Source organism: Nocardioides sp. NPDC000445 (genome assembly GCF_040300245.1).
Taxonomy (GTDB): Bacteria; Actinomycetota; Actinomycetes; order Propionibacteriales; family Nocardioidaceae; genus Nocardioides.
Genome location: NZ_JBEPDH010000017.1, coordinates 105,599 through 130,098 on the forward strand (window position 1 = coordinate 105,599; position 24,500 = coordinate 130,098).

A 24,500-nucleotide genomic window follows, 5' to 3' on the forward strand; every position below is an offset into this window, starting at 1 on the left:
CCGAACTGACTGGAGACGCTGATGCCGAAGTACCGATCCGCCTGGATGGACATGGATCTCGATGCCCTCGCGGACACCGCGCGGACCTTCTTCGAGAAGGAGTGCGCGCCGCACGAGGCGCGGTGGTCCGAGCAGCAGTACGTCGACCGCGAGGCCTGGACCAAGGCCGGCGAGCAGGGCCTGCTCTGCCTGAGCATCCCCGAGGAGTACGACGGTGGCGGCGGCACCTTCGCCCACGAGGCGGTGCTGGCTCGTGAGCAGGTGCACGCCCTCTCCCCCAGCCTGGGGATCGGGCTGCAGAACGCGATCATCGCGCACTACTTCAACGCCTACGGCACCGAGGAGCAGAAGCGCTCCTGGCTGCCGAGGCTGGCCACCGGCGAGGTGGTCAGCGCGATCGCCATGACCGAGCCCGGCACCGGGTCGGACCTGCAGGCCATCAAGACCAAGGCGATCAAGGACGGCGACGAGTACGTCATCAACGGGGCGAAGACCTTCATCTCCAACGGGCACCACGCGGACGTGGTGCTGGTCGTGTGCCAGACCGACCCCGACGCCGGGGCGATGGGCTTCTCGCTGATCATCGTGGAGACCGACCGGCCGGGCTTCTCCCGCGGCCGCAACCTGAAGAAGATCGGCCAGCACGGGCAGGACACCTGCGAGCTGTCCTTCGACGACGTCCGGGTGCCGCGGTCCAACCTGCTCGGCGACGCCGAGGGCGCGGGCTTCATCTCCCTGATGCAGCAGCTGCCGCAGGAGCGCCTGATCCTCGCGGTGGCCGCCGTCGCGACGATGGAGAAGGCGGTCGAGCTGACCATCGAGTACACCAAGGAGCGCACCGCGTTCGGCAAGCCGGTCTTCCAGTTCCAGAACAGCAGGTTCGTCCTGGCCGAGTGCGCGACGCTGGTCCGGGTCGCCCAGAGCTTCCTGGACGACTGCATCCAGCAGCACCTGAAGGGCGAGCTCGACATCGAGACCGCGGCGATGGCCAAGTGGTGGCTCACCGAGCAGCAGTGCATCGTCGTCGACCGGTGCCTGCAGCTGTTCGGCGGCTACGGCTACATGGAGGAGTACCCCATCGCCCGCCTCTACGCCGACGCGCGGATCCAGAAGATCTACGGCGGCACGAGCGAGATCATGAAGGAGATCATCTCCCGCTCCCTGTGAGCGCCCCGGAGATGAGAGGAGACACTTGTGGGACCACTCACCGGCGTACGCGTCATCGAGATCGCCAGTCTCGCCCCGGCTCCGTTCGGGTGCATGATCCTGGCCGACCTGGGTGCCGAGGTGCTGCGCATCGACCGCCTCGGGAGCAGCGCAGCGATCACTGCCCCGCCCGGCCCGCTGGACCGCGGGCGCCGTACGGTCGCGGTCGACCTCAAGGCTCCGGCCGGTCTGGCAACGGTGCACCGGCTCGTCGAGTCCGCCGACGTGTTCGTCGAGGGGTTCCGGCCCGGCGTGGCCGAGAGGATCGGGATCGGTCCCGATGACCTCGCCGCGATCAACCAGCGTCTGGTCTACGCCCGGATGACCGGCTGGGGCCAGGACGGGCCCCTGCGGCAGCGGGCGGGCCACGACATCAACTACATCGCGCTGGCCGGGGCACTCGAGCCGATCGCCCGGCGGGGCGAGCGCCCCCTCGCCCCGCTGAACCTGCTCGGCGACTTCGCCGGCGGCGGCATGCTGATGGCGATGGGCATCATCGCCGCTCTCTACGAACGGGAGCGCTCGGGCGAGGGCCAGGTGGTCGACGCCGCCATGGTCGACGGCGCCTCGCTCTTCACCGCCTTCATGCGCGGGATGCATGCGGCCGGTCAGTGGCAGGAGGAACCGGGCACCAACGTACTCGACGGCGCCGCCCCGTTCTACGACACCTATGCCTGCGCTGACGGGAGGTTCGTCGCGGTCGGCTGCGTCGAACCGCAGTTCTTCACCGAGCTCGTCGCCATGCTCGGCATCGACGGAAGCGACCTGCCGTTCCAGTTCGATCCGAGCGGCTGGCCGGCCTGGAAGAAGGCCATCGGCGAGGCCTTCCTCACCAAGAGCCGGGACCAGTGGACGGCCGTCTTCGAGGACTCGGACGCGTGCGTGACGCCCGTGCTCTCCCCGTGGGAGGCGCATCTCGCGCCGCACCATGCCGCCCGCGGATCCTTCGTCGACGTCGACGGGATCGTCCAACCCGCGCCGGCACCGCGCTTCAGCCGGACGCCCGCCCCGAACCCCGTCCCGCCCGACGCCGGTGGGCGGGACGTCGTACAGACTCTGCGGGACTGGGGTGTCGGGGACGGGGCGGCTCTCCTCGAGGGCGGCTCGGTCGCCTGACGCGCCGGTCGGTCAGCTGCCGACGATCTGCAGCTCCCAGATGGAGTAGTTGCCGTAGCAGCAGGGGGAGTCGTCCATGCGGACCCGGACGTGGCGCGCCTGCACCCCATCGAGGGCGAGGACCGAGTTGTCGCCTCCGCTGTCGGTCACCTGGAGCTTCGTCGCCCAGGTCGAACCGTCCCACACCTGGATCCGGTAGTCCTCCGCGTACGCCGCCTCCCAGGCGATCTGGATGCCGTTGATCGTCCGGGTGGTGCCGAGGTCGACCTGGATCCAGGTCGGGGAGTCCCAGGCGCTGCTGGACCAGCGGGTGCCGCGGTCGCCGTCGACGGCCTTGGAGCCATGGTGCGACGTCCACGACTCCACGGAGCTCACCGTGGTGGGCCTGCCGAGTGCGAGGTCCGTGTCGCCGGGCTCGCCCAGGGCGTACTCGCGGATCGGCGGCTCGGCGGTGAGCCAGAGCTCCTCGTTCTCGAACAGCGCGTCGATGAGGTCGGTCAGGAGGCCGACGAGCAGCTTGCCCTGGTTGGCGTCGGCTCCCTCGAACGCCGTGCGGGCGCAGACGGCGGTGTCGACCCGCGTCACGTCGGCGGTGCCGGCATGGGTCAGCGCGTCCATGGCCAGAGCGTGCGCGGCCGCGTCCGAGAGCATGTCGAGGTGGCCGACGTAGCGCCCCGGGCACACCTGCTGAAGGGTCAGGTTGCTCGCGCCGGGCAGCGAGGTCGCATCCGGCGACGGGAAGACGAGGTCGGTCCTGCTGGTCCCGATGGAGGTGTAGGAGACGCCGGCCGGGATCGGGAAGCGACGCAACGTACGCGACCAGTCCGAGGCCGGCATGACCTGCCAAGCCAGGGCGGGGCAGTCGATGGGGCCGCAGACCCGGCCCACCAGCTCGGTCCCGCCGTAGGGCGAGTCGAGGGAGACCACGTCGTCGATCCGGGACGCCAGGTCCGGCCAGAAGCGGATCGCCCATGCCGGCAGGAGACCGCCCTGGCTGTGCCCCAGGACGGAGATCTCCTTGCCGCTGGTGTCGCTCATCGAGCGCACCGCGTGGACGACGTACTCGACCGTGGCCTGCATGTCCTGCGCGCCGCCGCCAGGCAGCGCCACCATGCAGACGGGGTAGCCCTGCTCCCGCAGCACCTTCTGGTAGCCCCAGCTGTAGGCCACCGGAGCGGTCATGACCGTGCCGGGCACGAGCAGGATCGGGGTCTTCCTCGACGTCGCCAGGTCCGAGGAGCAGGACAGCGCCACGGACAGCGTGGCAGTGGACGTCTTCAGGGCCGGGCCGGACGGGGTGTCGAACACAACAGCACCGGTCGTCACCGCCGTCGTGGCACTCGCGCCGGCGCCGGCGGTCGGGTCAGCCCGACCGCGGCGAGGACGGCGAGACTCAGCAGAACAGTACGTAGGAGGGGTCGTCGCATGGGGTAGCTCCTCGGGATCGGCGGGACCTCTCACGGACCCGCTCAGGAGTGAGTGTGCTGCTCGTCACATCCACGCAGCCATGCCGATCCAGGACGTTCTCTTGTCGATATCGGCCACGAGGCCTACCGTCACGAAGGTGAGCCATTGGGAGGTCCCCCGCACCGCCATCGGGGTTCGCCACCTGCTCGCCGCCGCCCGGGAGCGCGGAATCGAGGCATCGGACGCGCTGGCCGGGACCGGTCTGGACGCCGACCGGTCCATCGACGAGGTGACCGGCTGGCAGGAGCTCGCCGTCGCCCGGAACCTGGCCCGGGCCCTGCCCGACACCACCGGGCTCGGGGTCGCGCTCGGGCGTCGCCTGCACCTGGTCAGCTACGGAGCCGCCGGGCTGGCGGCGCTGGCCTGCTCCACGCCACGCAACGCGCTGCAGCTGGCGCGCCACTTCCCCGACCGCCTGGCCGTGCTGTCACGTACGGAGCTCGAGGAGGTCGGACACCGCTCCGCGCTGCGCTTCGACGCCGGCAGGATCCCGGCCGACGTACGCCGCATGCTGCTGGAGCGGGACGTCATCGCCGTCACCACGGCGCTGCGGGAGGTCGCGGGACGACCCCTCACCGGCCTGACGATCGACCTCGAGCTCGGTCGCGATGCGGCCCACGACGACCTCGTCGAGGCGCTGCAGATCACCCCGACCTACGACGCCCCCGCCACGCGCCTGCTCATGGACGACGCGTTCCTCGACACCCCTGCTCCGCAGGCGGACCCGGACGCGCTGGTCGAGGCGATGGTCGACGTCGCGCAGCACCTGGACCGGCGTCCGCCCCGCAGCAACGTCGCCGGCGCGGTGGTCGCCTTCCTCGAGCGGTCACCGGGACCGCCCCGCCTCGAGCCGGTCGCGGCCGCACTCCACACCACGCCTCGAACCCTGCGGCGGCAGCTGGCCGCCGAAGGCACCTCGTTTCGCGCATTGGCCGACGAGGTGCGCCGGGCTCGCGCCGACGCGCTGCTGGCGGAGGGCCGGCTGAGCGTCGAGCAGATCGGGATCGAGCTCGGGTACGCCGATGCCGCAGCGTTCAGCCACGCCTTCCGGCGGTGGACCGGACTCTCGCCCTCGCAGTTCCGCAGGAGCGCCTCGGCACGCTGACCCTTCGGGCCGGCAGCGCTACGGGCCCGGGTCAGTCGTCCGACGCGTCCCGCGCCGATTTCGGGCGATAGGCACCCGGCGCGCTGCCGGTCCACCGGCGGAACGCGCGATGGAAGGCGCTGGGCTCGGAGAAGCCGAGCCGCTCCGAGAGGGCGGCGATGGTCTCCTCGCCGGCCACCAGGCTGGCGATCGCGGCGTCTCGGAGCAGCTCCTCCTTGATCGCGGACATCGAGGTGTCGTCCTCGCGCAGGACCCGCCTGAGGTGCTGGGTGCTCATCGCCAGCTGCGAGGCGACCTCGTCGGGCGTGGGCCACGGACCACGAAGACCGCGCTCGAGGATCCGGCGAACCTGGTCGGCGGGTGTCGCTCCGTAGTCGCGGTACATCAGCAGGTCCGCCGGCGCGTTGCGGAGCCACTCCTCCAGCTCCTCCTCGGTGCGCATCACCGGGAGCGTGAGCAGCTCGTTGCTGAAGCGCAGGCTCGCGGTGGCCTGGCCGAAGGCGATGCGCCGGCCGAAGACCTGGTCGTAGTCCTCGGCCCGCTCGGGACGCTCGTACGGCAGCGAGACCTGCTCGACGGGGAGCCGGGACCCGGCCAGCCAGCTGAAGAAGCGCAGCCCGACCGAGAGCGCGATGTCGGTGACGAAGTGGTCGGGGTCGTCGAGGCTCTCGGTGTCCAGGGTCAGCTGCGTGGTCCGCGCCCCCACCTCGAGGTCGAAGGTCGGCAGCCCGGGCAGGACCCGGCTGAAGTCCCGGGCCCGCTCCATGACGCCGCGCAGGTCCGGGGCGCTCATCAGGCCGAGGCAGACCATCCGGAACGTGCCGAACGGTGAGGGCCGGGCACCCAGCCCGACCCACTCGTCCCCGGTGAGCCGCCACAGCTCCTGGACGATCTCGGTGGCCTGCTCGAGCGTGATGCGCGCACGGTCGTCGAAGAGCAGCTCCGGGTCGATGCCGAGGTGGTCGAGCCACTCCTGGGCGTCGACATCACGACGCCGAGCGGTCCTCGCAGCGGCCCGCAGGAACCTCACCGGGATCGTGCGCTGGGTCATCGGACTCCTTCGATCGTCGCGGTCAATCTTCTCGCGAACTCCGGTCATTAGAACTCACGGCCATCCTCCCTAGCGTCTTTCCCAGGCAAGAAACGTACTGACACCAAAGGAGCCGTGATGGCTGAGGCAGGCGAAGACTTCGACTTCGACGTGATCGGGCAGTGGAGTGAGCCGGTGTCGTTCAGTGTCACCCAGGACGCCACCATCGCGTACGCCAACGCGACCAACGACGACGCGACACCCCATGCCGCCGGCGACTACGCCCCGCCGGTCTACGCGGTCGTTCCGGTCTTCTCGATCATGGCCGAGCGCACCATGAGCGCCGTCCCCGACGAGCTGATCATGCGCATCCTCCACGGCGAGCAGGACATGCGCTTCCACCGCCCGATCGTGGCCGGGGACGAGCTGACCTGCCGCGCCCAGGTGGTCGGTGTCCACGGCCGCTCCTCCGGCGTCGTGGTCACCACGCTGCTGGAGACGAGGGACGCCGCGGGCGAGCTCGTCAACGAGCAGTACTTCACCGGGTTCTTCCGGGGCGGCGTACTCGAGGGCGGTCGGGGCGAGGAGCCGCCGGTACACGGCATCGACCCGACGCAGACCGAGCGTCCTGCGGACGCCGTCGTCGTCCAGAAGTTCGACGACGACCAGACCTTCCGGTACTCCGAGGCCTCCGGCGACCTGATGCCGATCCACCTCGACGACGACTTCGCGAAGGCGATGGGCCTGCCGGGCATCATCATCCACGGCCTCTGCACGATGGCGTTCACCTCGCGCGCCGTCATCGAGACGGCCTGCCCCGAGGACCCCAGCCGGCTGAAGCGCCTGGCCGTCCGGTTCAGCTCGCCTGCCCAGCCGAGGCACACCATCACCACCGAGCTGTGGAAGGTCACCCCGGAGTCGCTCGCCGACGGCGGGACGTACGTCTTCGAGACGACCACCGACGAGGGCGACTTCGTCATCAGGGAGGGGCTCGCCGAGATCGCACCCGCAACGAGCAAGAGGAGCAACGCATGAGTGGCAAGGTGTTCGTCGTCGGCGTCGGCATGACGAAGTTCGAGAAGCCGGGCAGCCGGGAGAGCTTCGACTACCCCGACATGGCCCTCGAGGCCGGCACGAAGGCTCTCGAGGACGCGGGAGTCGGCTACGACAGGATCCAGCAGGCGTACGCCGGCTACTGCTACGGCGACTCGTGCGCCGGTCACCGCGCCGTCTACGGCCTCGGCCTGACCGGGGTGCCGGTCTTCAATGTCAACAGCAACTGCTCGACGGGGTCGAGCGCGCTCTTCCTGGCCGCCCAGGCGATCCGGGGTGGGCTGGCGGAGTGCACCCTGGCGCTCGGGTTCGAGAAGATGCAGACCGGTTCGCTCGCCTCGACCTACGAGGACCGCGAGCAGCCGATGATGCGGCACATGCTGGCGATGGCCGAGCTGCGGGAGATCGCGTTCCCGCCGGCGCCGTGGATGTTCGGCGCCGCCGGGCTCGAGCACAACGAGCGCTACGGCTCCACCTCGGAGCACTTCGCCAAGATCGCGGAGAAGAACCACCGGCACTCGGTGAACAACCCCTACGCGCAGTTCCAGGACGAGTACACGCTCCAGGACGTCAAGGACGCGAAGATGGTCTACGCCGAGGCCGACCTGACCCGGCTGATGTGCTCGCCGACCTCCGACGGCTCCGGCGCGGCGATCCTGGCCAGCGAGCGGTTCGTCGAGGACAACGGCCTCGGCGACCAGGCCGTCGAGATCGTGGGCCAGTCGCTGGTCACCGACCTGCCCTCCACCTTCGAGGACAAGAGCCTCATCAGCCTCGTCGGGGCCCGGATGAGCAAGGAGGCCGCCGGCCGGGTGTACGAGCAGGCCGGGCTGACGCCCGACGACGTCGACGTCATCGAGCTGCACGACTGCTTCGCCCCCAACGAGCTGCTCACCTACGAGGCGCTCGGCCTGGCCGACGAGGGCGAGGGCCACAAGCTCGTCGACGACAACGACACGACGTACGGCGGCCGGTGGGTGGTCAACCCCTCCGGCGGCCTCATCTCCAAGGGGCACCCCCTCGGAGCCACCGGTTTGGCGCAGTGCGCCGAGCTGACCTGGCAGCTGCGCGGCACGGCCGGCAAGCGCCAGGTCCAGAGCGCCGCCCTGAAGTCCGGGGTCGCGCTGCAGCACAACATCGGCCTCGGCGGATCGGTCGTCGTCACGGCGTACCGGCCGGCGAACCGCTGACCGACCCAACCCAGAAGGAGCAGCACCATGGCACACGTAGACGTCTCCCAGGAGATCGGCGCGAACCAGGAGGACACCTGGAAGGTGATCTCCGACCTGAACAGCTTCGAGAAGTGGCTGACCATCCACGACAAGTGGTACGGCGAGCCCCCGACGGAGCTGACGGTCGGCAGCACGTTCACCGAACAGGCCACCATCATGGGGATGTCCAACAAGATCGACTGGGTCGTCGAGGAGTTCAACGCCCCGTCGAACATGAAGATCTCGGGCAAGGGCCTCGCCGGCGCCCAGATCACCTTCGACCTCTCCGTCGAGCCGGTCAGCGACACCACCTCGACCGCGTCGATCGTGGCCGACTTCACCGGTCAGATGGTCGTCGGCGCGATCGGTGCCGCCATCGAGCGCGCCTCCGACAAGGAGTGCAAGGCGTCGCTGGAGAAGCTGAACGAGCTGGTGAGCTGAATGGGATCCCTCGATGGCCGCGTCGCGGTCGTGACGGGAGCCGGTCGCGGCATCGGCCGTGAGCACGCGCTCCTGCTCGCTCGAGAGGGTGCCGCCGTGGTCGTCAACGACCTGGGTGGCGCCAACGACGGAGCCGGCTCGGACGCCGGTCCCGCCCAGGAGGTCGCCGACGAGATCAAGGCGGCGGGTGGCCGCGCGGTGGCCAACACCGACAACATCGCCACCTGGGCCGGTGCCCAGGCGCTGGTCGACCAGGCCGTCGAGAAGCTGGGCGGTCTCGACATCGTCGTGAACAACGCCGGCATCCTGCGAGACGCGTTCGTGGCCGGCATCACCGAGGCGCAGTACGACTCGGTCATCGACGTCCACCTCAAGGGCCACTTCGCGGTGCTGCACCACGCCGCGGCGTACTGGAAGGAGAGGTCGAAGGCCGGCGAGCAGGTCGCCGCGTCGGTGATCAACACCGCGTCGGCGTCGGGGACGTTCGCCGTCAACTCGGGCCAGGCCAACTACGGCGCCGCGAAGGCCGGCATCGCGGCGATGACCCTCGTGGCGGCGCAGGAGCTGGAGCGGTACGGCGTCCGCGTCAACGCGATCGCGCCCGTCGCCCGGACCCGTCTCACCCTGGCCACGCCCGGCATGGGCGCGCTGTTCGCGCAGGAGGTGCCCGAGGGCGAGTTCGACGCCTTCAGCCCGGCCAACATCGCCCCCATCGTCGCCTACCTGGCCCAGGAGAAGTGCCCGCTGAGCGGGCAGGTCCTGGCCGTGCAGGGCGGCGCGATCCAGCGGCTCGTGGGCTGGACGATCGAGGAGACCATCGAGACCGACGGGCCGTGGCTCGTCGACGACCTCGAGCGACGGCTGGCCGACTGGGCCTGATCCCCGTCCCCGGGAGCCGCGCGGCGGCTCCCGGGGAGCTCACCACGTACCGGACCTCACGAGGGGCGACACCCATGACCGACCTGGCACACACCATCACCGACATCGCGGCCGACGTGGCGCACCACGGCGACCGGGTCGCGATCCGGTCCAAGCAGCACGGCAGCTGGGTGGAGCGCACCTACCGCCAGCTCGACGCCGAGATCACCCGCCTCGCCGGCGGACTCATCGCCAGGGGCGTCGCGCCCGGAGACCGGGTCTGCATCCTCGCCGAGACCCGCCCCGAGTGGACGCTGGTCGACTTCGCGCTCCTCCGCATCGGCGCCGTCGTGGTGCCGATCTACCCGACGAGCAGCCCCGAGGACTGCGCCTGGGTGATCGGTGACTCCGGTGCTCGGATGATCGTGTGCGAGGACGCCGCCCAGGTCGCCAAGGTCGCCTCGGTCCGCGACCGGCTCCCCGACCTGCGCTCCGTCGTGGTGATCGACGCCTCCGAGCAGGACGACGACCTGGTGACGCCGGCCGCTCTCCTGGCCGACCTCCTGGCCGACGGCGTGGACCACACCGAGGAGCTCGAACGGCGGCGCACCTCCGTACGCCCCGAGGACACCTGGTCGATCGTCTACACCTCCGGCACGACCGGCCCGCCGAAGGGCTGCGTGATCAGCCACGGCAACATGATCGCCCTGTGCCGCTCGACGCGCGCTCTCGGACTGATCCGGGAGGACGACCTGGCCTACCTGTTCCTGCCGCTGGCGCACATGTTCGCGCGCATCATCCAGATGCTGTCCGCCGATGTCGGATCCACCGTGACCTACTACGGCGGCGATCTCTCCCGAGTGGTCGAGGAGCTCGCCGAGGTCCGGCCGACGATCCTGCCCTCGGTGCCGAGGATCTTCGAGAAGATCTACGTCAGGGTCACCACCGACGCGAGCGATGCCGGGGGCGCCCGCGCCAGGATCTTCGACTGGGCCATGGGAGTCGCCCGACGTACGGCCAGGCTCAGCGAACAGGGGCGGACACCGCACGGGCCGCTGGCCGTCCAGGCGGCGATCGCCGACCGCCTGGTCTTTCGGAAGGTACGCGGGGTCCTCGGCGGCCGGGTCCGTTACTGCCTCACCGGAGCGGCCCCCATCTCGCCGGAGATCCTCGAGTTCTTCTACGGCGTCGGCATCCCGGTGGTCGAGGGCTACGGCATGACCGAGTCGGGCGCGGCGATCTCGACGACGCCCCTCGGCCGGCCCCGCTTCGGGACCGTCGGCAAGCCGCTGCCAGGGGTCGAGGTCCGGATCGCCGAGGACGGCGAGGTCTGCGCCCGGGGCGACAACGTCTTCCTCGGCTACTACGGCAACCCGAAGGCGACCGCCCAGACCGTGGTCGACGGCTGGCTCCACACCGGCGACCTCGGCGAGCTCGACGCGGACGGCTACCTGTCGATCACCGGCCGCAAGAAGGACATCATCATCACCGCCGGCGGGAAGAACCTGAGCCCGGCGAACATCGAGAACGACCTGAAGCGCTCCCGCTGGATCTCCCAGGCAGTGATGCACGGCGACCGGCGGCCGTATCCGGTGGCGCTGATCACGCTGGATCCCGACGAGATCACCGCGTACGCCGCGGCGCACGGGCTGCCGACGTCGCTGGCCGAGCTGGCCACCCACCCGCAGGTCCTCGAGCTCGTCCAGAAGGACCTGGACGAGGCCAACGCCAGGCAGGCGAGGGTGGGGCAGATCAAGCGGTTCGCGATCCTGAGCGAGGACCTCTCGGTCGAGAACGGCGAGCTGACGCCCACGCTGAAGGTCAAGCGGAAGGTCGTCAACGAGAGGCACGCGGCGGTCCTGGAGTCGCTCTACTCGTCGTCCCCGGGATCGCCGTCCGGATCATCGTCCGCGTCCTCGTCCGCGTCCTGACACCGGACGGGCTCGACCACCCACTGCTCGACACATCGATCGAAGGTAGGCACAGCGATGGCACGTACACGAGGGAACGAGGTCAGCGGCAAGGTCGTGGCGATCACCGGCGCCGCCCGCGGGATCGGCAGAGCCACGGCCGAGGCCTTCCTCGCCGCGGGGGCGAAGGTCGCCATCGGCGACCTCGACGCCGACCTGGCGGCCGCGACCGCGGCTGAGCTCGAGGGCCCCGTACACGTGGGCACCCGGGTGGTCGGGCTGCCGCTGGACGTCACCGAGCCGGTGTCCTTCGCCGCCTTCCTGGAGGCCGCCGAGGCCGAGCTCGGGCCGCTCGATGTCCTGGTGAACAACGCCGGCATCATGCCGACCGGGCTGTTCACCGACGAGGACCCGGCGATGACCGCCCGCATCCTCGGCATCAACCTCGGCGGCGTCATCAACGGGAGCCGGCTCGCCGCCGAGCGCTTCACGTCCCGGGGGACGGGACATCTGGTGAACATCGCCTCCCTCGCCGGCGTCAGTGGCTTCCCGGGTCTGGCGACCTACTGCGCCAGCAAGCATGCCGTCGTCGGGTTCACCGAGTCGTTGCACCGTGAGCTCGCGGTGCACGGGGTGGGCGTCACCGCAGTCCTTCCCGGGGTCGTACGCACCGAGCTCTCGGCCGGCGCGAACACCCCGGCCTGGACGGAGACGATCACGACCGTCGACCCCGAGGACGTCGCCCGGGCGATCGTGCGGGTCGTCGGCTCGAAGAAGCCGCTGGTCACCGTTCCCCGGAGCCTGGCCGCGACGCTCACGACGATGAGCCTGCTGCCGTACCGCCTCCGCGGCCTCGCCGAGAAGGCGACGGGGGCGTCGACCGCCTACACGCAGGCGGACCCGGTTGCCCGCGAGGCGTACCACAGGCGTCTGCGCAGGCAGGCCTGACATGGACGGACCGACCACCTCGACGTTCGAGGTCCGCTCCCCCGTCGACGATCGGCTGCTCGCCGAGGTCGCCGACTTCGCTCCGGCCCAGGTCGCGGAGGCCGTCACCGCGCTCCGGGCCGCCCAGCCTGCCTGGGAGGCGCTGGGCCCGAAGGGGCGCGCACGATGGATGCGCAGGCTCCGCGACTGGCTCCTCGACGAGGCCGACCACCTGGCCGACGTACTCCAGGCGGAGTCGGGCAAGCCGCGGGCCGAGGCGCAGCTCGAGGCGCCGTGGATGGCGGAGCTGATCAACTACTTCGCCGACCACGCGCACGAGTTCCTGGCGGACGAACGCGTCGGCAGCTCCGGTCTGCTGTCCGCGACCAAGCGGATGGTCAAGGTCTACCGGCCCTATCCCGTGGTCGGCGTGATCTCGCCGTGGAACTACCCCCTCGCGATGCCTGGCATGGACGTCATCCCGGCGCTGCTCGCCGGCTCCGCGGTGCTCCTGAAGCCGTCGGAGGTGACCCCGCTCTCGGCACTGGAGCTGGCCCGCGGCTGGCGCGAGATCGGCGCTCCCCCGGTACTTGCCGTGGCGACAGGATCGGCGCCGGCCGGCCAGGCGCTGGTCGACGTGGTCGACTTCGTCCAGTTCACCGGCTCGACCAGCACCGGACGGCTGGTCGCCCATCGGGCCGTGGAGCGGCTGGTCCCCTACAGCCTCGAGCTCGGCGGCAAGGATCCCGCCATCGTGCTCGCCGACGCCGATCTCGACCGGGCCGTCGCCGGTGTCGCCTGGGGAGCCCTGTTCAACTCGGGCCAGGCCTGCGTCTCCATCGAGCGGGTCTACGTCGAGGACTCGATCCACGACAGCTTCGTCTCCAGGCTCACCACGCTGGTCGACGGCCTGCGCCACGGCGAGGAGAAGACGGCCTACTCCGTCGACACCGCGGCCATGGCGACCACGGCGCAGCGCGACCTCGTCCATCGACACGTCACCGAGGCCGTCGCGAGCGGCGCCCGAGCGCTGACCGGTGGCCGGCCCACGGGCGTCGGCACCGGCTACCGGCCGACGGTGCTGGTCGACGTCGACCACTCCATGACCTGCATCCGCGAGGAGACCTTCGGTCCCACCATCCCGGTGATCAGGGTCGCCGATGCCGACGAGGCGGTACGGCTCGCCAACGACTCCAGCTACGGCCTCTCGGCCACCATCTGGACCCGAGACCTCGTCCGCGCCCAGAGCATCGCGCGCAGGCTCGACGTCGGTGCGGTCAACATCAACGACGCGTACGCGAACCTCTTCGCCCTGACCCTGCCGCACGGCGGGTGGAAGACGTCGGGTTCGGGTGCCCGGTTCGGCGGCGCGCACGGGCTGCGCAAGTACACCCGTCAGCAGGCGATCACCGCACCCCGCTTCCCCACTCTCGAGCGCGAGCCGGCCTGGTTCCCCTACTCCCGGGGCCGGGCCCTGCTCGCCCGAGGTCTCTTCCACGCCGTCGCGGCACGCGACCTGCGACGTCGGGTACCCCGCTTCGGGACGACCGGCCATCTCCGGTAGGAGAACGTCCTCATGCCGGGCCTCGGCCAACGTGCTACGGACCGACGCGGACGCCAGTGATGGCGAACCGCTCAACGGCAGCGACGTGGCCGCCGGTCGACACCGCGATGGTCAGTACGCTGCCCGCGGGGGCGCTGAACGGCATCGTGGTCGACCACGGGCTGTTCTGCCCGCCGGCGGGGATGCCCGGGGACCGGCCGACCTCGCCGGTGCCCAATCGCAAGACCCGGATCACCAGGCTCTCGTCCACCCCGGTGATCCTGCCGCCGACGGCCATCGGTGACGTGACCGTCGCGCCATAGCGCGGGGTGGTCAGCGACAGGGTGCTGTCCTTCGTGCCGACGACCTCCCACGGGGCGTACGAACCGCTTCCGATCTTCGCCAGATGTACGACGGCCGCCCTGCTGTCCTTGCCGTCGGGCAGCCGGAAGCCGACGTCGACCCACGCCTGGTTCTCGGAGATCGTCACCCGAAGCACCCGGTCGAGCTCCTGGTAGCCCAGGTAGCTCTGGGTGAACCGTCGCGCGACCAGCCCCGCATCGAGGTGCCACGGCTGGTGCCCGCCGTCTCGATATGCCTGCTGCCACACCGCCGCGTCCTCGACGCCGGCGAACGGCCACAGCGGCTGATAGCCGAACGCCGAAGGGGGTGTCGTCGTCGGTTCCGTGGGCGACGCGCTCGGGGTGGCCGATTCCGTCGGGGTCGTGCTCGTAGACGGCGCCGGCGTCGCGGTGCTGCTCGCAGACGGTGTCGGAACGGCACGACGATCATCGTCATCCGAGCGCACCACAAGGACGAAGAGCACGGCGACCGCAACCGCGAGCGCGGCCGCGACGGAGGCCAGCGCCCACACCCACCGGCGGATGGTGCGCGTGGACTCACCTGGCTTGCCGGGAGGCGTTGGTTCGGTCACAGGATTCACCTCGTGGCCAACGTAGCCCGAGCGGCCACCCCGGCCTCAGTGCCGTTGGTCCTCCGCGCCGCTGACGAACTGCCTGGTGCCGGACGCGCGCAAGTCTGCTGCCGGCGATGACCGTCGAGGCCATCTCGGCCGCGCGGGCCGCGTCATGCCAGGGCGAGGAAGAGCTTCTCCATCTTCTTGACGTCCACGTCGTCAAGACCCTCGTCGGTCTCGGCGAGGCACTGCTGCAGGCCGGTGGCGACGATCGCGTAGCCAGCGCGGGAGAGCGCCTTGTTCACGGCAGCGAGCTGGGTGAGGACGGACTCGCAGTCCGACCCCTCTTCCATCATGCGGATCACGCTGGCGAGGTGGCCGTTGGCGCGCTTCATACGGGTGATGATCGCCTTGATCTCGGCGGGTTCGAGGTCCATCAGTTGTTCTCCAGTGCGGCCAGAGCCGCGGTCAGGCGCTGCCGTGCGTCGGTCGCAACGGTGCGAAGGGTGTCGCCGGCCTGGCCGGCGAGGGACATCATGGCGTCGGGATCGAAGGCCTCGACGACGGTGGTGCTCTCATCGACGGCCCGGACGACGACGTTGCAGGGCAACAGTGCGGCGATCGAGGGATCTGCCAGCAGTGCCTGGTGAGCCAGCTGGGGGCGGCAGGCTCCCAGGATGACCTGGGGTGCGACATCGACGTCGAGCTTCGCCTTCAGCGTGGCCTTCAGGTCGATCTCGGTGAGGACTCCGAACCCGGCAGCCGCGAGCTCGGCGCGCACCGCCTCGACGGCCTCGTCATAGGGGCGGCGGACGGTGGCTTCGAGCGTGTACTGCGTCATGGGTCTGTCCTCCGGGATACCGATCACTGGGTCTGCGGCGGCTTGCGCTCACAACCATACAACCCCCTAGGGGGATGTGTTAACGTCTGGAGGGTAACCCCCCGGGGGGTTACAACTCGACAAGCCAGCAAAGGAGTCCTTCTCATGCGTGAGACCACCATCGACCAGCTCGCTGCGGCGCTCGATCGGGGCGCGGCTGTGGTCGACGTCCGCGAGCCCGCGGAGTTCCGCGAGGGCCACGTGCCCGGCGCGATCAACATCCCGATGGGTCAGCTGACCGCCCGACTGGGCGAGATCGATCGGGATCGTTCGGTGCACATGGTGTGCGCCTCCGGCAATCGCAGCGGCGCGATGGCCGACGTCCTGAGGGCGAACGGCTTCGACGCGATCAACGTCGCCGGCGGCACCAACGCCTGGATCCGCTCCGGGCGACCGATCGAGAAGTGAGGCGAACATGACTGACGACACCGCCATCGAAGTCACCGCGCCGGCCTCGGCGACCGAGGAGACGCAGCCACAGCCGGCCGAGGGGCTGACCGTCCGCACCCTGGAGACCCCTTCGCTCGGGGACCGCACCTACCTGGTCCACGACGGCGAGGTCGCCTTCGTGGTCGACCCTCAGCGCGACATCGACCGGGTGCTGGAGGTGCTCGAGGCCGACGGCGTCCGACTGACCCACGTCTTCGAGACCCACATCCACAACGACTACGTCACCGGAGGCCTGGCACTCGCGCAGGCGACCGGCGCAACTTACCTGGTCAACGGCGAGGACGAGGTGTCCTTCGACCGCACCCCGATCGCTGACGACGAGGTCGTCGAGGTCGGCGAACGGATGCGCGTCCGCGCGATCGCCACCCCCGGTCACACCTTCACGCACCTGTCCTACGAGCTCTCGGTCGACGGTCCTGACGGCGAGGAGCCGTACGCCGCGTTCACCGGCGGCTCGCTGCTCTACGGCGCCACCGGCCGACCGGACCTGCTCGGCAAGGAGCACACAGACGCCCTGGTACGCCACCAGCACGCCTCGGCGCACAAGCTCGCCGAGCAGCTGCCCGACGAGGCGGAGGTCTATCCGACCCACGGCTTCGGATCCTTCTGCTCGGCAACGCAGTCCGACTCCACCGCCTCGACGATCGGCGACGAGAAGCGCTCGAACCCGGTCCTGACCCAGGACGAGGAAACCTACGTCCGCGAGCTGCTGGGCGCCCTCGGTGCCTGGCCGGCGTACTACGCGCACATGGGGCCCGCCAACGCCGCCGGTCCGTCCGCACCCGACCTCTCCCCGGTGCAGGAGGCAGACGCGACCGAGCTGCGGCGCCGTATCGAGGCAGGCGAGTGGGTGGTGGACCTGCGCAACCGCAGGGCCTTCGCCGCCGGACACTCCCCCGGCACCTTCAACTTCGGACTCGACGGTGCGTTCTCGACCTACCTGGGCTGGCTGATCGAGTGGGGCACCCCCGTGACCCTGCTCGGCGAGACCGCAGAGGACGTTGCCACCGCCCAGCGCGAGCTGGTCCGGATCGGCATCGACCGGCCCGCGGCCCAGGCCACCGGCGGACCGCAGAACTGGACCGACGGCGAGCTCGGCAGCTTCCCCACCGCCACCTTCGCCGACCTGGCGCAGGTGCGCCACCACCGCGACGTCGTCGTGCTCGACGTGCGCCGCACCGAAGAGTACGAGGACGCGGCGATCGCTGGAGCGGTCAACATCCCGATCCCCGAGCTGCCCGGCCGCGTCGACGAGGTGCCGGCCGGCGAGGTATGGGTGCACTGCGCCGGCGGCTACCGCGCCTCGGTCGCCGCCTCGTTCATCGCCGCCGCCGGCGGCACCCCGGTCGCTGTCGACGACTCCTTCGAGAACGCGGAGAAGGTCGGTCTGCACACAGTCAGTCCCGAGGGCACCACCACCGCAGGCGCCGTCGGGGCCGACGCCTGAGATGACCCTGGTCCTCGCCGTCGTCGCCGGCGCGCTCATCGGCCTGTCCCTGGGGGCACTTGGTAGCGGTGGCTCGATCCTGGCCGTTCCGGTACTGGTGTACCTGCTCGGGCAGTCCCCACCCCAGGCGACCACCGGATCGCTGGTCGTCGTCGGCATCACCTCGCTCATCGGGGCCATCGCCGCACACCGCGCGGGCAACGTACTGCTCGGCCGCGGTCTCGCCTTCGGCTTGGTCGCTATCGGCGGAGCGGCGGTGGGAGCAGATGCGTCCAGCCGGGTCCCCGAAGACGTCCTCTTGGCCGCCTTCGCCGCTCTGATGCTGCTGGTCGGCGGGGTGCTGGCCTGGCGCCAGCTACGTCACGGGCGGGGAGGCGGTCCTCGGCATGCTGCGAAGCCGGCCCTGGACGACCCGATCATCACGTTCAGTCCGAGGTTCGCGTGCCAATGCCCCCGGGCGCTCAAGGTAGTGGCGACCGCGACAGCCGTCGGAACACTGACAGGCTTTCTGGGCGTGGGCGGCGGTTTCCTCGTCGTCCCCGCCCTCCTCCTCGCCCTTGCGCTGCCCATGGAGTACGCCGCCGGCACGTCCCTGGTGGTGATCACCATCACCACCGCCGCAGCTCTGGCCGTCCGAGCCGGATCCGGCGTCCAGCCGGACTGGACGCCCGTCGCTCTTCTCACCGCGACGTCGGCAGCGATGGCCATCGCCGGGGCACGTCTCGCCGACCGCATCGATACCGACTGGCTTCAGAGGAGCTTCGCCGTCCTGGTCGTCGGTGTCGCCGTGTACACCGCCGCCCGGGCCCTGCCCGCACTCCTCTGATTCGCGCCGTCCCCCGCATTCCAGCACTCGTCAGCGACGATCGCGGCCCTGACCTCGGCCGCCGGACGGACGGACGGACGGATCATCTCCCGTAGGAGAGGACCGTCATCATGCCGGCCTCGGCGTGGTAGACGTTGTGGCAGTGCAGGGCCCACTGGCCGGGATTGTCGGCGACGAGGTCGACCTCGAGCGACTGCATGGGCCGTACGATCACGGTGTCCTTGCGAGCGCCACCGTCCACGAGACCGAAGGTGTGTCCGTGGAGGTGCATGGGGTGGAACATCATCGACCGGTTGCGCAGACGCAGCCGCACCCGTTCCCCGCTCGCTACGTCCAGCGGCTCGTGATCGGGGAACATCGCCCCGTTGATGGTCCACCGGTAGCGCATCATCCCACCGGCGATCACCGCGTCGAGGCGCCTGTCGACGGGGGCGGGGTCCAGGCGTACGGCCGGGTCGGCGGTGAGGTCGCTGCCAAGGACCAACTGGCGGGAGAGCTCGGGAATCGCGGCGCCAGCGAGCGTCCCCCGGCCGGTGCGGACCACCGCCAGGGCGATACCCGTCTTGCCCTCGGCCGAGGCCATGAGCGGGAACACCCCGTCGGCGAGGTCGACGGTCACGTCGAACCGCTCGCCCATGCCGATCAGCAGCGCGTCGGTCGTGGTCGGTACGACCGGGAACCCGTCGCTGTGGGTGACGGTGAGGCGGTGGCCGGCGAGCGCGAGCCGGAAGGCGGTGTCGGAGCCGGCGTTCACGATCCGCAGCCGGGCCCGCTGTCCGGGTTTGCCCGCCAGCGTGACGGGCGCGTCCGGCGTACGGCCGTTGAGGAGGTAGGCCGGGTAGTCGACGTCCCCGGCGCCACCGAGCACCGGGGAACGCATCGACCCTCCCATCATCCCGCCGGGGCCCATCCCTGCCGTCGACATCAGATCGGCGAGGACCTCGTCGGGGGTCCGGCCGGTCCCGTCGACCCAGTCGTCGAGGACGACGACCCACTCCAGGTCGTAGTCGCCGGGGTCCGCGGGATCGTCGACCACGAGCACCCCGTAGAGACCACGGTCGAGCTGTACGCCGCTGTGCGGGTGGAAGAAGTAGGTGCCGGGATCCGAGGTGGTGAACTCGTAGGTGAAGGGAGCGCCCGGGCGGATCGCCTTCTGGGTGATCCCGGGTACGCCGTCCATGTCGTTGCGGAGCGCCAGACCGTGCCAGTGGACGCTGGTCTCCGCCGGCAGCTGGTTGGTCACCTCGACCCGGAGCAGGTCACCGGCCCTCGTCCGCAGAAGCGGCCCGGGCACCGACTCACCGTAGGACCAGGTCTGGACGGTCCGCGAGCCGAGATCGATGGTGGCGGGCCGAGCGGTCAGGCGCTCGGTGTGCACCCGCTGCCCGGGTGATCGCCGCCGCAGCTCGGCCGCGCGGACCTCGTCCGAGCCCGGACCGATCACCCGGGCCGCCGATGGTCCGCCGCGCTCGTCGGCGCAGGCGGCCAGTGCCCCTCCGGTCATGGCGAGAACCGAGCCCACCAGGACCGCGCGCCGACCGACGGGGCGCGGCGTCATCAGGTGCCGCCTGCCCGGTCGCTGCTGCGATCCCACCACATGACGGGCTCCCTTCGATCCCCACGTCCTCCGCCATCCTCCCCCGCCTGACGCGGACCGGCAGGAGCCGTTGGGATGCGCACGGAGGTCCGAAGGTCCCGAGCCCGAAGGACCTTCCGCGGACTTCTCCGATACCCCGCGGGGGTAGCGTTGCCACCGTGACCGAGTGGACCTGCCCGATGCACCCCGAGATCCGCCGCCCCGGACCCGGGGCGTGCCCCATCTGCGGGATGGCACTGGAGCCAGTGACCCTCACGGCGGGTGAGGCGCCGAGTCCCGAGCTCCTCGCGATGAGCCGCCGGTTCTGGATCGGGCTGGCGCTCACGATCCCGGTGGTGGCTCTGGAGATGGGGAGTCACTTCATCGACCGGGTCGGCGAGGCGATCCCACAGTCGACCTCGAACTGGTTGCAGCTCGTCCTGGCCACCCCGGTGGTGCTGTGGGCCGGATGGCCCTTCTTCCAGCGTGGATGGGTCTCGGTGCGCACCCGCAACCTCAACATGTTCACCTTGATCGCGATGGGAACCGGGGTCGCCTGGCTCTACAGCGTGGTCGCCACCATCGCGCCGGGGATCTTCCCGGAGTCATTCCGGTCCGCGTCCGAGATGGGCATGGGGACGGGTGCCGTCGATGTGTACTTCGAGGCGGCGGCCGTCATCACGGTGCTCGTCCTGCTCGGCCAGGTGCTCGAGCTGCGTGCACGGGAGCAGACATCGGGAGCGATCCGAGCACTCCTCGACCTCACGCCGACGACCGCGCGCCGCCTGCGCCCGGACGGGACCGACGAGGAGATCGGTCTCGACCAGGTGCGGATCGACGACACGCTCCGAGTGCGGCCAGGTGAGAAGGTCCCGGTGGACGGCCAAGTCCTCGACGGCCGGTCCAGCGTGGACGAGTCACTTGTCACCGGCGAGTCGATGCCGGTGCCCAAGACGACCGGCGACGCGGTGATCGGCGGCACCATCAACACCACCGGCGCTCTGGTCATCCGGGCGGACCGGATCGGCCACGACACGGTGCTCGCGCGGATCGTCACCTTGGTCGCCGAGGCTCAACGGTCCCGTGCCCCGATCCAGCGGATGGCCGACCGGGTCGCCGGCTACTTCGTCCCGGCGGTGATCGCGATCGCGGTCATCGCCTTCGTGGTCTGGGCGGTGGTCGGCCCCGACCCGCGGGTCGTCCACGGCCTGCTCGCCGCGGTCGCGGTCCTGATCATCGCCTGCCCATGTGCGCTCGGACTGGCGACACCGATCAGCATCAAGGTGGGCGTCGGCCGTGGCGCCACCCACGGCGTGCTGATCAAGAACGCCGAAGCGCTGGAGCGGATGGAACGGGTCGACACCGTTGTCGTCGACAAGACCGGGACGCTGACCGAGGGGCGCCCGGCGGTCACCGACATCGTGCTCGCCGACCCGGCAGCGGACGCGGACGAGCTGGTGCGGCTGGCCGCGGGCGCCGAGCGAGCCTCAGAGCACCCGCTCGCCCGCGCCATCGTCGAGGCCGCCACCGCTCGCGGGTTGGCGGTCCCGGACGTGACCGGCTTCGACTCCCCTGTCGGACGTGGCGTGCTCGGCACCGTCGAGGGTCACCGGGTGGCGCTGGGCAGCGCCGACTTCCTGAACTCGCAAGGAATCGACCCCGCCGCACTGAGACCCGAGAGCGACCGGCTGCGCGGCACCGGGGCCACGGTCATCCTGGTCGGCGTGGACCGTCGGCTCGCCGGTGCCCTCGCCATCGCCGATCCGATCAAGCAGACCACCCCGGCCGCCCTCGCCGACCTCCGATCCCAGGGAGTTCGGGTCGTCATGCTCACCGGCGACAACCCTGTGACCGCACGGGCAGTGGCCGCCTCGCTCGGCATCGACCGGGTTGAGGCCGGCGTGCTGCCGGACCGTAAGGCAGACGTCGTCCATCAGCTCCGCGCCGAAGGAAGCGTGGTCGCGATGGCCGGGGACGGCGTCAACGACGCCCCCGCTCTCGCCGCAGCAGACGTCGGCCTGGCCATGAGCTCGGGCACCGACGTGGCCATGGAGTCCGCCGGCATCACACTTCTCCACGGTGATCTCACCGGCATCGCCAACGCCCGCCGCCTCTCGGCGGCGACCATGCGCAACATCCGGCAGAACCTGGTCTTCGCCTTCGTCTACAACGTGGCCGGCATCCCGGTGGCCGCCGGCGTGCTCTACCCGTTCACCGGACTTCTGCTCTCCCCGATCATCGCCGCCGCGGCCATGGCACTCTCCTCGGTCAGCGTGATCGCCAACGCCCTGCGGCTGCGCACCGCACGGCTGGGCTGATCAGGTCACTCCCCTGCCGGATACGGCGACTCCGCCAGCAGCCCGGCGAGGTGGGCGATGTTGCGAGCCATGGTCCTGGTCGTACCCGCGGTCTTCTCCGGGGTCGGGTTCTTGTCCTTGTAGTCCACGCCCTGCATGGCCTCGCCGACCCAGTAGGTCGAGCCGTTGGCGGGGATGGTGAAGCCGACGTCGCTGAGGGCTTGGCAGAGCTCGGCGGTGACGTGGTGGGCGCCGTCCTCGTTGCCGACGACGCCGATGCCGGCGACCTTGTCGTAGGTCAGCATCCGGCCGTCCTCGTCGGTCTCGCCGAGCTCGGCATCGAGGCGCTCGAGCACCATCTTGCACACCGAGGACGGCTGGCCCAGCCAGATCGGGGTGACCAGCACGAGCGCGTCGGCGGCGAGCATCCGCTCGCGCAGCTGCGGCCACGCGTCGCCGTCCCCCTCGTCGGTGGACACTCCGAAGCGGACATCGTGGTCGACGACCCGGACCATCTCGCCCTTCACCTCGTGGTCCGCGAGCGCCGAGAGGATCTGGGACCCGAGCAGCTCTGAGCTGGACTCGTCGGGCGAGCGTTTGAGGGTGCAGTTCAGGATCAGACAGGTCGTTGACGTCATGCCACCTGGTAACCGGCGGGCTCCGCCCTCATGCGCCGATGACCGTACGTCCCACCCGCAGGTGCAGGTCCTCGAGCCGGGCGATCTGGTCGTCGGCGCGGCGGATGAGCTCGTCCAGCTGCAGCGGGTCGATACGAGAGTCGTCCTCGGTGGCGGCACGCAGCAGCTGCCACCCGGCCCGCTTGGCGGTCACCGCGTCCCGCAGTGCCTCCAGCTCGAACAGGTCCGAGAGCGGCGAGCGCCGCACCAGCCGTCCGTTCGGCTTGAACCGGCCGGCGAACTCCATCGCGCGCCCCGTCGTGGCGGCGATGCGCGACGGGGTGGCCCCGGTCGCGATGATGATCTGCCGCAGCTGCTCCCGGTCCTCGTCGATCTCGGTCGCCAGCTGACGTACCCGGGCGGCCACGTCGGTGTCGGAGTGCGAGCGGCCGACTCGCTCGAACAGCGCGGCTCCGGCGCTAGACCCTGCCCAGTGGTGCTGCAGGTAGGCGTGCAACATGTCGTCGTTCATGGCTGCTCCTTGTCCGGACTTCAGGGTCGTAACGGCGGGAGCTCGCTGCCCGCCTTCTGCGGGATCCCGGACAGGACGGCCTCGAGCGCGTCTATGGCCGAGTGGCGCGGCTGCCAACCGAGCTCCAGCTCGGCCCGAGCGGTCGACATCAGCGGCAGCTGCATGACCGCGTCCAGGAGGCTGCCCGGGACCGGCGCGAGCCGGGCATACCAGGCACCGTCCAGGCCATGACGCGCGAGACGCGGCGGGACCTCGACCGTTCGAGCGTCCATCAGCTCGCCGAGCTCGTCGCGGCCGATGACGCCGTCCCCTGACAGGTTGTACGCGCCCGTCACATCTGTGGTCGCTGCCGTGGCGAGGGCCCGGCCGACATCTCCGGCGTGCACGGCCTGGAACCGCAGGCCGGCAGGCACTGGCACCACCGGGATGCGCCGCCGGTCCAGGAGCTCCGGCCGGGCCAGGGCGCCGCCGAAGATGCGGCGCTGCTCGCTGGCGGCCGAGCGCTGGAAGACGAATGCGGGCCGGACCCTGACCAGGCGGACCTCGGGGTGGGCACAGGCGAAGGCGTCCAAGGCCCGTTCGACGTACGCCTTCTCCCGGCAGTACGCGGCGGAGGAGGCCCCGTCCGTCTCCCAGGTCTCGTCGACCGGATCGTCGTGACCGACCGGCGAGTAGGCCGCCACCGAGGAGGCGCACACGAGAGCCGGGACACCTGCCCGGGCCACGGCCTCGAGCACCCTGCGCGTACCGACGGCGTTGGTGGCCCAGGTCTCCTCGGGCCGATGTGTCGGCTGGAACTTCCAGGCGAGGTGCACGACTGCGTCGGCACCTTCCACCACCGGCTCCAGGTTGGCCGTCGACACGTCGGCCACCCGCCACTCGACGGAGGCATGCTCGTGGGTCCGAGGCCCGTCCGGAGCCCGTCGCGCGACGGCGACGACCTCGGCGGCCCCGTCGGCGGTGAGTGCCCGGATGGTGGCGCTGCCGAGGTTTCCCGACGCACCGATGACGACCACCTTCATGTTGTCCACGCCCTCCCTGCGGCCCGTCTGCTGGGTGAGCCTCACCGGTACCCATCGCGACCGGGTTCAG

Annotated in this window: 23 protein-coding genes; 14 read left to right on the top strand and 9 right to left on the bottom strand. The window is 70.6% G+C overall.

The features are described 5' to 3' along the window. Positions 1 to 21: 21 nt before the first annotated feature. The gene (locus tag ABT304_RS21850) at positions 22 to 1,167 is read left to right on the top strand and encodes an acyl-CoA dehydrogenase family protein (protein WP_350718400.1); all 1,146 of its coding nucleotides are present in this window, start codon (positions 22 to 24) and stop codon (positions 1,165 to 1,167) included. Positions 1,168 to 1,194: 27 nt separating this feature from the next. Then, positions 1,195 to 2,322 (top strand): CaiB/BaiF CoA transferase family protein, encoded by a 1,128-nt coding sequence (locus ABT304_RS21855; RefSeq protein ID WP_350718401.1) that lies wholly within the window; start codon positions 1,195 to 1,197, stop codon positions 2,320 to 2,322. 12 nt (positions 2,323 to 2,334) lie between these two features. Here ABT304_RS21855 and ABT304_RS21860 read toward each other — a convergent pair whose 3' ends face one another. Next, on the bottom strand, positions 2,335 to 3,630 hold the full coding sequence (locus tag ABT304_RS21860; protein ID WP_350718403.1) for a discoidin domain-containing protein: 1,296 nt from the start codon (positions 3,628 to 3,630) through the stop codon (positions 2,335 to 2,337). A gap of 256 nt (positions 3,631 to 3,886) precedes the next feature. On the opposite strand from ABT304_RS21860, the gene ABT304_RS21865 reads away from it, so the two are divergent. Continuing rightward, positions 3,887 to 4,894 (top strand): helix-turn-helix transcriptional regulator, encoded by a 1,008-nt coding sequence (locus ABT304_RS21865; RefSeq protein WP_350718404.1) that lies wholly within the window; start codon positions 3,887 to 3,889, stop codon positions 4,892 to 4,894. Between the two features lie 31 nt (positions 4,895 to 4,925). Here ABT304_RS21865 and ABT304_RS21870 read toward each other — a convergent pair whose 3' ends face one another. Further along, the gene (locus ABT304_RS21870; RefSeq protein WP_350718405.1) at positions 4,926 to 5,945 is read right to left on the bottom strand and encodes an AraC family transcriptional regulator; all 1,020 of its coding nucleotides are present in this window, start codon (positions 5,943 to 5,945) and stop codon (positions 4,926 to 4,928) included. 117 nt (positions 5,946 to 6,062) lie between these two features. Between ABT304_RS21870 and ABT304_RS21875 the strand changes: the two genes are divergently transcribed. The 7 genes from ABT304_RS21875 to ABT304_RS21905 all read left to right on the top strand — a co-directional run bounded on the left by ABT304_RS21875 (position 6,063) and on the right by ABT304_RS21905 (position 13,888). Further along, on the top strand, positions 6,063 to 6,959 hold the full coding sequence (locus tag ABT304_RS21875; RefSeq protein ID WP_350718407.1) for a MaoC/PaaZ C-terminal domain-containing protein: 897 nt from the start codon (positions 6,063 to 6,065) through the stop codon (positions 6,957 to 6,959). Then, positions 6,956 to 8,167, top strand: coding sequence for a lipid-transfer protein (locus tag ABT304_RS21880; protein ID WP_350718409.1), 1,212 nt, complete (start codon positions 6,956 to 6,958; stop codon positions 8,165 to 8,167). The genes ABT304_RS21875 and ABT304_RS21880 overlap by 4 nt, the downstream gene beginning before the upstream one ends. Before the next feature lie 27 nt (positions 8,168 to 8,194). After that, the gene (locus ABT304_RS21885; RefSeq protein ID WP_350718411.1) at positions 8,195 to 8,629 is read left to right on the top strand and encodes a type II toxin-antitoxin system Rv0910 family toxin; all 435 of its coding nucleotides are present in this window, start codon (positions 8,195 to 8,197) and stop codon (positions 8,627 to 8,629) included. After that, positions 8,630 to 9,508: an SDR family oxidoreductase gene (locus ABT304_RS21890; protein ID WP_350718413.1), complete on the top strand. Its 879-nt coding sequence runs from the start codon at positions 8,630 to 8,632 to the stop codon at positions 9,506 to 9,508. It begins immediately after the preceding gene. 74 nt (positions 9,509 to 9,582) lie between these two features. Further along, positions 9,583 to 11,418, top strand: coding sequence for an AMP-dependent synthetase/ligase (locus tag ABT304_RS21895; protein ID WP_350718415.1), 1,836 nt, complete (start codon positions 9,583 to 9,585; stop codon positions 11,416 to 11,418). A 57-nt stretch (positions 11,419 to 11,475) separates the two neighbouring features. Further along, positions 11,476 to 12,345 (top strand): SDR family oxidoreductase, encoded by an 870-nt coding sequence (locus ABT304_RS21900; RefSeq protein ID WP_350718416.1) that lies wholly within the window; start codon positions 11,476 to 11,478, stop codon positions 12,343 to 12,345. A gap of 1 nt (position 12,346) precedes the next feature. Continuing rightward, on the top strand, positions 12,347 to 13,888 hold the full coding sequence (locus ABT304_RS21905; RefSeq protein WP_350718418.1) for an aldehyde dehydrogenase family protein: 1,542 nt from the start codon (positions 12,347 to 12,349) through the stop codon (positions 13,886 to 13,888). Between the two features lie 34 nt (positions 13,889 to 13,922). Here ABT304_RS21905 and ABT304_RS21910 read toward each other — a convergent pair whose 3' ends face one another. From ABT304_RS21910 to ABT304_RS21920, 3 genes are all read right to left on the bottom strand, one after another. Next, on the bottom strand, positions 13,923 to 14,801 hold the full coding sequence (locus tag ABT304_RS21910; RefSeq protein WP_350718419.1) for a hypothetical protein: 879 nt from the start codon (positions 14,799 to 14,801) through the stop codon (positions 13,923 to 13,925). Positions 14,802 to 14,953: 152 nt separating this feature from the next. Beyond that, positions 14,954 to 15,220, bottom strand: coding sequence for a metal-sensitive transcriptional regulator (locus ABT304_RS21915; protein WP_350718421.1), 267 nt, complete (start codon positions 15,218 to 15,220; stop codon positions 14,954 to 14,956). Further along, positions 15,220 to 15,624 carry a DUF302 domain-containing protein gene (locus ABT304_RS21920; protein WP_350718422.1) on the bottom strand — a complete coding sequence of 135 codons (405 nt, stop codon included), beginning with the start codon at positions 15,622 to 15,624 and terminating at the stop codon, positions 15,220 to 15,222. Before ABT304_RS21920 ends, ABT304_RS21915 begins: the two co-directional genes overlap by 1 nt. 144 nt (positions 15,625 to 15,768) lie before the next feature. On the opposite strand from ABT304_RS21920, the gene ABT304_RS21925 reads away from it, so the two are divergent. Genes ABT304_RS21925 through ABT304_RS21935 form a run of 3 tightly spaced genes read left to right on the top strand, consistent with a single transcriptional unit; the run spans position 15,769 to position 18,386 of the window. Then, complete coding sequence (locus ABT304_RS21925) at positions 15,769 to 16,071, top strand: rhodanese-like domain-containing protein (RefSeq protein WP_350718423.1); 303 nt, start codon at positions 15,769 to 15,771, stop codon at positions 16,069 to 16,071. A 7-nt stretch (positions 16,072 to 16,078) separates the two neighbouring features. Beyond that, entirely contained in the window at positions 16,079 to 17,560 is a 1,482-nt protein-coding gene (locus ABT304_RS21930; protein WP_350718425.1) for a rhodanese-like domain-containing protein, read from the top strand. Position 17,561: 1 nt separating this feature from the next. After that, complete coding sequence (locus tag ABT304_RS21935; protein ID WP_350718426.1) at positions 17,562 to 18,386, top strand: sulfite exporter TauE/SafE family protein; 825 nt, start codon at positions 17,562 to 17,564, stop codon at positions 18,384 to 18,386. An 82-nt stretch (positions 18,387 to 18,468) separates the two neighbouring features. Here the strand turns inward: ABT304_RS21935 and ABT304_RS21940 are convergent, their stop codons facing one another. Further along, positions 18,469 to 19,944, bottom strand: a complete 1,476-nt coding sequence (locus tag ABT304_RS21940; RefSeq protein ID WP_350718427.1) for a multicopper oxidase family protein — start codon at positions 19,942 to 19,944, stop codon at positions 18,469 to 18,471. Positions 19,945 to 20,141: 197 nt separating this feature from the next. Between ABT304_RS21940 and ABT304_RS21945 the strand changes: the two genes are divergently transcribed. Next, positions 20,142 to 22,280, top strand: a complete 2,139-nt coding sequence (locus ABT304_RS21945; protein WP_502890403.1) for a copper-transporting P-type ATPase — start codon at positions 20,142 to 20,144, stop codon at positions 22,278 to 22,280. 5 nt (positions 22,281 to 22,285) lie between these two features. On the opposite strand, the gene ABT304_RS21950 is transcribed toward ABT304_RS21945, so the two are convergent. From ABT304_RS21950 to ABT304_RS21960, 3 genes are read right to left on the bottom strand one after another with little or no spacing between them, the layout of a single operon-like run. Continuing rightward, complete coding sequence (locus tag ABT304_RS21950) at positions 22,286 to 22,897, bottom strand: flavodoxin family protein (protein WP_350718429.1); 612 nt, start codon at positions 22,895 to 22,897, stop codon at positions 22,286 to 22,288. Between the two features lie 28 nt (positions 22,898 to 22,925). Continuing rightward, positions 22,926 to 23,408 carry a hypothetical protein gene (locus ABT304_RS21955; RefSeq protein ID WP_350718431.1) on the bottom strand — a complete coding sequence of 161 codons (483 nt, stop codon included), beginning with the start codon at positions 23,406 to 23,408 and terminating at the stop codon, positions 22,926 to 22,928. 20 nt (positions 23,409 to 23,428) lie between these two features. Beyond that, complete coding sequence (locus ABT304_RS21960; RefSeq protein ID WP_350718433.1) at positions 23,429 to 24,475, bottom strand: NAD-dependent epimerase/dehydratase family protein; 1,047 nt, start codon at positions 24,473 to 24,475, stop codon at positions 23,429 to 23,431. Between the last annotated feature and the right edge of the window lie 25 nt (positions 24,476 to 24,500).